General features: G+C 63.9%; 8 protein-coding genes. 6 read left to right on the top strand and 2 right to left on the bottom strand.

Annotated elements, in window-relative coordinates:
• Positions 1-8 precede the first annotated feature (8 nt).
• Both FSO04_RS19670 and FSO04_RS19675 read right to left on the bottom strand, forming a co-directional pair.
• A complete protein-coding gene (locus tag FSO04_RS19670; protein ID WP_154561577.1) occupies positions 9-1,832 on the bottom strand; it encodes an ABC transporter permease in 1,824 nt (607 codons plus the stop codon).
• A gap of 47 nt (positions 1,833-1,879) precedes the next feature.
• Positions 1,880-3,076: an ABC transporter substrate-binding protein gene (locus FSO04_RS19675; RefSeq protein ID WP_154561579.1), complete on the bottom strand. Its 1,197-nt coding sequence runs from the start codon at positions 3,074-3,076 to the stop codon at positions 1,880-1,882.
• Positions 3,077-3,426: 350 nt separating this feature from the next.
• Here FSO04_RS19675 and FSO04_RS19680 point away from each other — a divergent pair, with 350 nt between their 5' ends.
• The 6 genes from FSO04_RS19680 to FSO04_RS19705 all read left to right on the top strand — a co-directional run.
• Positions 3,427-4,413 (top strand): LysR family transcriptional regulator, encoded by a 987-nt coding sequence (locus FSO04_RS19680; protein ID WP_154561581.1) that lies wholly within the window; start codon positions 3,427-3,429, stop codon positions 4,411-4,413.
• On the top strand, positions 4,410-5,900 hold the full coding sequence (locus tag FSO04_RS19685; RefSeq protein ID WP_154561583.1) for an NAD(P)-binding domain-containing protein: 1,491 nt from the start codon (positions 4,410-4,412) through the stop codon (positions 5,898-5,900). Before FSO04_RS19680 ends, FSO04_RS19685 begins: the two co-directional genes overlap by 4 nt.
• Before the next feature lie 15 nt (positions 5,901-5,915).
• Complete coding sequence (locus tag FSO04_RS19690; protein WP_154561585.1) at positions 5,916-6,467, top strand: CMD domain protein; 552 nt, start codon at positions 5,916-5,918, stop codon at positions 6,465-6,467.
• Entirely contained in the window at positions 6,464-7,075 is a 612-nt protein-coding gene (locus FSO04_RS19695) for a peroxidase-related enzyme (protein WP_154561587.1), read from the top strand. The genes FSO04_RS19690 and FSO04_RS19695 overlap by 4 nt, the downstream gene beginning before the upstream one ends.
• 55 nt (positions 7,076-7,130) lie before the next feature.
• Complete coding sequence (locus FSO04_RS19700; RefSeq protein ID WP_154561589.1) at positions 7,131-7,424, top strand: hypothetical protein; 294 nt, start codon at positions 7,131-7,133, stop codon at positions 7,422-7,424.
• A 227-nt stretch (positions 7,425-7,651) separates the two neighbouring features.
• Positions 7,652-7,970 (top strand): GNAT family N-acetyltransferase (locus tag FSO04_RS19705; RefSeq protein WP_154561591.1); only part of this gene is annotated, 319 nt, incomplete at its 3' end.

Raw genomic sequence — 7,970 nt, forward strand, 5'->3', positions numbered from 1 at the left:
GCGCTCCGTCATACCGTTCCCAGCAAACCCTGTGGCCTGAACCGCACCAGCAGCAGCAACACCAGGCCGTAGATCAGCATCCGATAGTCGGCGGCCCAGCGGAAAATCTCCGGCAAGCCAATCAGCGCGACCGCGCCGACGATGCCGCCCAGCACGTTGCCGAGGCCACCGAGAATCACCATCGTCAAGGCGAGGATGGATACTTGCGAGTCGAAGGTCTGGTTGTTGATGTAGCTATACAGATGCGCTGCGATCCCACCGCTGATGCCGGCGGCGAGGCCTCCGAACGCAAATGCGATCGCCTTGTAGCGGTTCGGGCGAATTCCGTGCGAGCGCGCCGCGACCTCGTCTTCGCGAATCGCGCGCAGCGTGCGCCCCAGATGCGAGCCCAACAGCCGCGTTTGCAGCAGCGCCAGCACGATCAGCACGCCCAGTGCAAACCAGTAGATCGCGCGAGCGCTATCGGGCGTCCAGCCGAACACCGACAACGGCGCAATGCCCGCGATGCCGAGCGGGCCGCGCGTCAGACTGTCCCAGTTGAGGATCACGAGGCTCACCACTTCGCCGATGCCGAGCGTCGCAATCGAAACGTAGTGACCGCGCAAACGGAACGCCGGATAGACCAGCAGCGTGCCCAACGCGGCGGTGATCAGACCGGCGCAGAAGATCGTCACGACGGGTGACCAGCCGAGATTCGTCGACAGCAACGCGGACGCGTACGCGCCGATCACCAGCAACGCAGCATGGCCTAGCGAAATCTGTCCAACCGTACCCGCCACCAGCGTCAGACTCAACGCCAACATTCCGTACAGCCAGGCATTGGTGAGTGTTTGCAGGAGATAGGACGAACTGGCAACGAACGGCAGCGCAACCGCAGCCAGTGCCAGCGCAATCACCACGGTGCGCGGCACTATCACCGCTTTGCCGGCGGACAGGAACGTGCCCGTCATCGGCTCGGGCGGCAAACGGCGGCTGCCGCTAAAGAGTCCATTGGGACGCCACACCAGAAACAGCAACAGCAAAACGAACGCAAACAGATCGCGGTAACTGGTGCCGAAGATCGCCACGCCGTAACTCTCGACCAGACCCAGCAGCAGGCTGCCGACAATCGCGCCCGGCACGTTGCCCAGACCGCCGATCAGCAACGCCACTACGCCCTTGAGCGTGGCCTGGAAGCCCATCGCCGGATCGATGCTGTTGTAGTACATGCCGACCAGCAAGCCGCTCACGCCGCCGAGCGCGCACGCGATCGCAAACACCGCCTGATTGACGCCGTTGACGTTGACACCCATCTGCTGCGCCGCGTCCCGGTCCTGCGCGGTGGCGCGTACGGCCCACCCCAAACGCGTAAACCGCAGGAACACATAGAGCACAGCAGCCGCCGTCACGCCGATGCCGGCGATCAGCAGATCCAGCGAACCGATCGTTGCGCCGCCAAGACGGAAGTGCCAATCGGGCAGCGTGCTAGGCACCGGCCGCGGATCGGCGCCGAACAGCAATTGCGCGCACTGATCGAGCACGAAGCTGATACCGATCGTCGCGAGCAACGGGGCGATGCGCGCCGCACCCTGCAGCGGCCGCAAGCCGACGCGCTCGATCGCGATGCCCAGCAGCCCGCAGCCGACCACCACCGCCAGCAAGGCCAGCGGCAATGGCAACCCAAGCCGCGTCAGACACAGCCAGCCGATGAAGCTGCCGATCATGTACACCGAGCCGTGCGCAAAGTTGATCAGATGCGACACGCCGAAGATCAACGCAAGACCGACCGCCAGCAATGCATAGATATTGCCGACGATCAGTCCGTTGATCGTGTAGTCGAGCCATGAAGCCATAGCATTCAGATCCGGTGAGAAGCAGACACGTGAGCGTTGCCCAGGCGTTATTTCGAAGCGACCAGCGGCTTAGAACCGTCCCATTGCGTGAACTGATTGTCCTTGACGACCAGGTACACGCTGCGCGCACCGGCCACGCGGCGCGTCTGCGGGTCGAACTGCACCTTGCCGAAGATCAGGCTCGGCACGTCCTTGATCTGCTTCAGGCCGTCGTGCACCGCCTGACGGGTCACGCCGTAGCGGCGCATGACTTCCGCCGAGACGATCATCGCGTCGTAAGCGCGCGCGGCGAAGGTATCGGGCTCGCCGTTGTACTTCGCGCGATAACGCTGCACGAAGTCCTGCACTTCAGGCCGCTTGTCGCCGGGGAAAAAATTCGATTCCGTGAATACGCCGTTCACGGCCTCGCCGCCCAGTTCGAGAAACTTCGGCGAATAGACCGAGCCCACAGCCGCGATCGGTTGCGTCAAACCCGACGAACGCGCCTGGCGCACGATCTGCGCGCCATCCGCGTAGTACGAGATCAGCACGAGCGAGTCGGGCTTCGCTTCGTTCACGCGCACCAGCGTCGCGCGAAAATCCTTTTCGGTCGGCTGATAGCCTTCCGCCGCGACCACCTGTGCGCCATCCTGCGCGGCGGCTTTCGCGAAAATGTCCTTGCTGGTGCGGCCCCAGTCGGTATTCAGATAGAGCACGGCAATGCGCTTGAAGCCGAGTTCTTTCGTCGCGTAGTGCGCGAGCAGCGGCTGCTCTTCGGCCTGACTCAGTGCCGTGCTCCACATGTAGTCGCCACCCCTGGTGAAGTCGGGGTGCGAGTTGGTGAAGCCGAATTGCACGAGTTGTCCGCGCTGATAAATCGGCGAGGCCGCCATCGAAGTCGTGCTCGACAGATCCCCCAGTTCCAGCAGAATGCGCGGATCGCCGACGAACTTCTGCGCGATCGACACGGCCTGGCGCGGATCGCCACGGCTGTCCTCGAAGTCGTAGGCAAGCGGGCGGCCCTTGATGCCGCCCTGGCTGTTGATCTGCTCCAGCGCGAGATCGAAGCCGCGCTTCCACTGCGTGCCGTATTGCGCGTCCTGTCCGGTCAGCGGTCCGCTCACGCCGATGAGATACGGGTCGCCCGTTGCGGCGCCTGCATGGGCCGCCGAGGTCGCTGCAATGCCCACCACTGCGGCGAGCACCGGCAGCGTTTTCAGCCAGCGTGACCAACTGGTTCGCGACGATTTGGATACGTGTTTCATGTTTGCCCCGCCTGTCAGCTTCAAAGTGGGGCCATGTAACCACGGTGAATTCCAGCGAACCAACGAAGTTTTGGGAATATGGTTATCACGTCGGAGAGGATGCCTCCGCTTGCTCACGGCAACGTGACGAGCCCGCGTTCACACTCATGCGCAGACACGCCAAGACATCTCATTGACGCAATTGATTTTTCTCTCTCCCGACACGCGCCGTATCGAACGAAATCTGCGGCGCCGCGCACTCGCCCACCAATCCGCTTCGCATTTTTTCGGCTGTCGATATCGGAATTGATTATATAAATCCCGCATTCAGACGACCCTACAATGCGCAGACCGAATTGCCAGGGCGAGTCATGGAGCTGCATCAACTCGAAGCATTTTCGGCGGTTATGTCCGCCGGCAGCATCACCGGTGCGGGACGTTTGCTCGAGCGCTCGCAGCCGGCCGTCACGCGTCAGATTCAGGAACTCGAGGCGGATCTCGGCTATGCGCTGTTCAATCGCAACGGTCCGCGTGTGACGCCGACGCATCGCGCGTTTCTGCTTTACGAAGAAGTCGAGCGTTCGCTGATCGGGCTGAGGACCATCGAGCAACGCGCGCGCGCCATCGGTCTCGGCGAAGCGGAACCGCTGCGCGTGGCGGCCACGCCCGCGCTGGCGGCCTCGATCGTGCCGCCCGCCATCGCCTCGTTGCCGCCGCTCGGCCACACGCCGCAATTCCAGTTACGCAGTTTGTCGGCGGAACACGTTGTGCATGAAGTCCTGACCCGTACCGCGGATATCGGTCTGGTGACGCTGCCGATTGGGCATGCGGGGCTCGACATCCACTGGATCGCAGAAGCACCCTGCGTGGCGCTTGTGCAGAGTGGCGACCCGCTCGCCACGCAGCCGCACATCGCGCTGCGCGATCTGGCCGACCGGCGCATCGTCACCGTGGCGAACCGGTTTCGGCTGCGGCATCGGATCGACGCGGCGTTCGCGGCTGCGCGCATTTCCGCCAACGTGTTTCTCGAAACCAATGCATCGTTGAACGCTGTGATGGCCGCTCGCGCGGGCGCCGGTGTCGCAATCGTGGATCCCGCCACCGGACTCGGCCTGTCGATCGAAGGCGTGACGGCGCGGCCGCTCGACTGCGCGATTCCGTTCTTCTTCGGCGTCGTGACGCCGGCAGGCAAACCGCGCCGCGCCGCCGTCGACGCATTACTGCAATCTATCGAACATGCGACCCGCGAGCTGCTCGAAGGCGTGGTGCTGCATCCCGCCCAGCAACACGATGCACTGCTACAGCGCGAAACGCGCGTCTCCCGTGCGCGCACCAAACACCCGGAACACACAGCATGAATCGCCTTGCCGCACTCGAAGCCCGCTTGCGTGAAGATCTGCGCTGGCTGGAATTGCCCGCGCCCTCATGGGTCGCGCCACGTTTCGCCGGTGCTGAACGCGTACTCGATGTCGCCGTGATCGGCGGCGGCATGGCGGGTCTCACCGCGGCGGCGGAACTGCGTTGGCTCGGCATCGACAATCTGCAGGTGTTCGACCGCGCGCCATCAGGACGCGAAGGTCCATGGGTATCGTTCGCGCGGATGGAAACGCTGCGCTCGCCCAAGCAACTCACGGGGCCCGCCCTGCGCATGCCGGCCCTCACGTTTCGCGCGTGGTACGAAGCGCAATTCGGCAGCGCCGCGTGGGATGCGCTCTACAAGATTCCGCGGATACAGTGGATGGATTATTTGCGCTGGTACCGCGAGGTGCTCGATCTTCCGGTGCAAAACGACACCACGTTGACCTCACTGCGTCCGCGCGACGACGGCCTGCTTGAACTCGATCTCGCTGATGCGAGTGGGCAACGCACGGTGTTTGCGCGACATGTCGTGCTTGCCACCGGACGCGACGGTTTGGGCGGCCCATCCGTACCGGCTATCGCCAATACGGTTGCACGCCGCTACTGGGCACACTCCGCGGATGTGATCGATTTCGCTGCGTTGGCCGGCAAGCGCGTCGGTGTCGTCGGCGCGGGTGCGTCCGCCTTCGACAATGCCGCGACCGCGCTCGAAGCGGGTGCGGCCGCCGTCGATCTGTTCATCCGCCGTGACGATATTCCGCGCGTGAACAAGCTGACGGGCATCGGCAGTCCGGGGCTTGTGCACGGTTTCGCCGATCTTGACGACACATCCAAATGGCGTTTCCTGCATTACGCACAGGCTGAGCAAACACCGCCGCCAAGAGACAGCGTGCTGCGGGTTTCGCGCCATGCGGGCGCACGCTTTCACGTCGGCAGCCCGCTTGTTGCGCTCAATGAACTCGACGGCGCGCTCGCGGTAACGACGCCGAAAGGCCGCTACGTGGTCGACTTTCTGATCTTCGCGACCGGCTTTCATTCGGATATCGCCACGCGCGCCGAATTCGCGCCGTTCGCCCACTTTGTACGGCGCTGGAAAGATCGTTATCAAGCGGACCCGTCACTGCCTTCGTACGAACTGGCCGAATCGCCGGATCTCGGCGCTGCGTTCGCGTTTCAGGAGCGCGAGTCCGGTACGTGCGCCGCGCTGACGCAGATCCATTGCTTCAATCATGCAGCGAGTCTCAGTCACGGCAAACTCTCCGGCGACATCCCCGCGATCAGCGATGGCGCGCAGCGTCTGGCGCGCGGCATCGCAAGCCGCCTGTTCGACGCGGATCGCGAGCGGCACTACCAGGCGCTGCTCGCCTTCGACACGGTTGAGCTTCGAGGGGACGAATGGACCGACGCGGATGCATCGTCCGACACTTCACGCGCTCGCCTGCAAGCAGAGAACACCGCTGAAAACGCCGCTGAAAACACCGATTAACCAGCCGGAACAGACATGACCGACCTCGCGTCACCGACTCAACCCGCCGCGCCCTCAGGCGCTGACACCATCGATACCATCGACGCCCTCGCCGGCCTGCAAGCCGGCAGCCCGCTCGCCGCGATCCGCCATGCCCGCGACAAAGTCGCGCTGCACACGCAACGCAGCGAAGACGCGTTGTTCGATCCGGCGTTGCCCGACCTGTCGCTGCAGGAACGTTTGTTTGCCGCGTGGTATGCCGCGCGCCTCTCGCTGGCCGACGACCTCGCCGATGCCTACACGGCGAAGCTCATCGCCACTGGCGCACAGCCGACCACGCTCGATGCAATCGAAGCGGGCACACTCGACACCACCACCGACGCTCGCCTGATCGCGATCCTCTCGCACGTCAAGCTGCTGACGATCAAGCCAGTCGAAGCACGCCCCGAGCATCTGCAAACGCTGCAGCAGGCCGGCATCACGACACGCGGCATTGTCGCTTTATCGCAGCTAATTGCGTTCGTCACTTATCAATTGCGCGTGGTAGCGGGCCTGAAGGCATTGCGCGCCGCACAGGAGGCCGCATGAGTCAGGCGAACACCAGTGCATTGCCGGTTGATCCGCTCAACGGCTTCACCTTCGATACCCTCGGCTGGCGCGCATGGCTCGACACGGTCAGCCTCGCCGGCGCCACACTGGAGCAGATCGCCGTGCTCGAAGAGAGCCATCCGCACGCCAGGACCTCCGACTACTATCTGCTGCTGGTCCAACAGGCGGAAATTCTGCGGCAGCGCTCGGGGGTCTTCAACGCGATCATGTATGCGCCAGGCGGCCTGCCGCGCGCCGAGCGTGAACTCGCCAGCACCGTCGTGTCGCGCGTGAACGGCTGCGTGTATTGCGCTTCGGTGCATGCACAACGATTCGGCCAACTCGCGAGGCGGACCGATGCGATCGAACAGGTTTTTGAAGACCCGTCGAGCGCAGGCACCACCGAGCGCGAGCGCGCGATCATCCGGTACGCAATCGAACTGACTGACCACCCTGAAGGCGTCGACGCCGACGCCATCAAGCGGCTCGAAGCAAATGGCCTGACGCACGCGGAGATTCTCGACCTGACTCACGCTATCGCGATCTTCGCGTGGGCCAACCGGCTGATGCTCACGCTTGGAGAACCGGTGTTTCCGCATGCCGAATAGGCCACCGGCCGCATTGCGGTATCCTCACGGGCTCGTTCAGAAGGAGGATGGATTCATGAAGTTTTCGATTTGCGTGGCGGTTGCCGCCCTGACGCTGTCCGCCACCGCGTACGCGCAAACCTCGCAAACCTTTCGCTTCGGCGAAGGCCAGACCTCGCTGCCGTCCGGCAATGCCCATCCGGCACCCGCACCTGGCACGCAGGCCCAACAGCTGCAACCGATGCAGGCCCAGCCGCAACCGCAACCCGCGGAACAGGCTCCGGCCAAGGCCAAGCCGAAGCACAAGGCGAAGCATCACCGACATCATCGCGGGCATGTGACGCAGCCGGACACGTACTCGCATAGCTGATCGGCGAAACGCATGCCGCGCGCACGCGTCTTTGCGACGAAAATCCGTAGCGCCCGGCGCAGCCGCGTGGCCGGGCGCTACGTGCCGTACCTCGCTCGCACCGGTCACCTATGCATCCGCGGATACTGCCTATAAATCGCGGCGATTTTTGACTCGCTTCAAATTCTCGCCCGCGGCGGGCATAGTGAAACGTATCCTCAGACCCACCGGCCACGACAGGACCACGTATGAGCACCACCCGCCCCGCGCCCTCCTCGCCCCATTCAGCCGACTCCACTGCCACGCCGCTGTCCACCGCGCCCTTGATCCGCGATGCCACCGAAGCCGATCTGCCCGCGATCCAGGCGATCTACGCGCACCATGTACTGACCGGCGTCGCTTCGTTCGAAGAAATTCCGCCGTCCGTGGACGACCTGCGTACACGGCTCGCGTCGGTGCGCAGTCACGGGCTGCCGTATATGGTGGCCGAGATCGACGGCGAAGTCGCCGGTTATTGTTACGCGACGCCGTACCGGCCGCGCGCCGCCTATCGCAACACGATCGAAG

Origin of the sequence: Paraburkholderia madseniana (assembly GCF_009690905.1) — a bacterium.
Taxonomy (GTDB): domain Bacteria; phylum Pseudomonadota; class Gammaproteobacteria; order Burkholderiales; family Burkholderiaceae; genus Paraburkholderia; species Paraburkholderia madseniana.

Bases quoted from the DNA above. Each gene is read 5' to 3' on its own strand.
- FSO04_RS19670 (WP_154561577.1), bottom strand. From the start codon at position 1,832: ATGGCTTCATGGCTCGACTACACGATCAACGGACTGATCGTCGGCAAT.
- FSO04_RS19675 (WP_154561579.1), bottom strand. From the start codon at position 3,076: ATGAAACACGTATCCAAATCGTCGCGAACCAGTTGGTCACGCTGGCTG.
- FSO04_RS19680 (WP_154561581.1), top strand. From the start codon at position 3,427: ATGGAGCTGCATCAACTCGAAGCATTTTCGGCGGTTATGTCCGCCGGC.
- FSO04_RS19685 (WP_154561583.1), top strand. From the start codon at position 4,410: ATGAATCGCCTTGCCGCACTCGAAGCCCGCTTGCGTGAAGATCTGCGC.
- FSO04_RS19690 (WP_154561585.1), top strand. From the start codon at position 5,916: ATGACCGACCTCGCGTCACCGACTCAACCCGCCGCGCCCTCAGGCGCT.
- FSO04_RS19695 (WP_154561587.1), top strand. From the start codon at position 6,464: ATGAGTCAGGCGAACACCAGTGCATTGCCGGTTGATCCGCTCAACGGC.
- FSO04_RS19700 (WP_154561589.1), top strand. From the start codon at position 7,131: ATGAAGTTTTCGATTTGCGTGGCGGTTGCCGCCCTGACGCTGTCCGCC.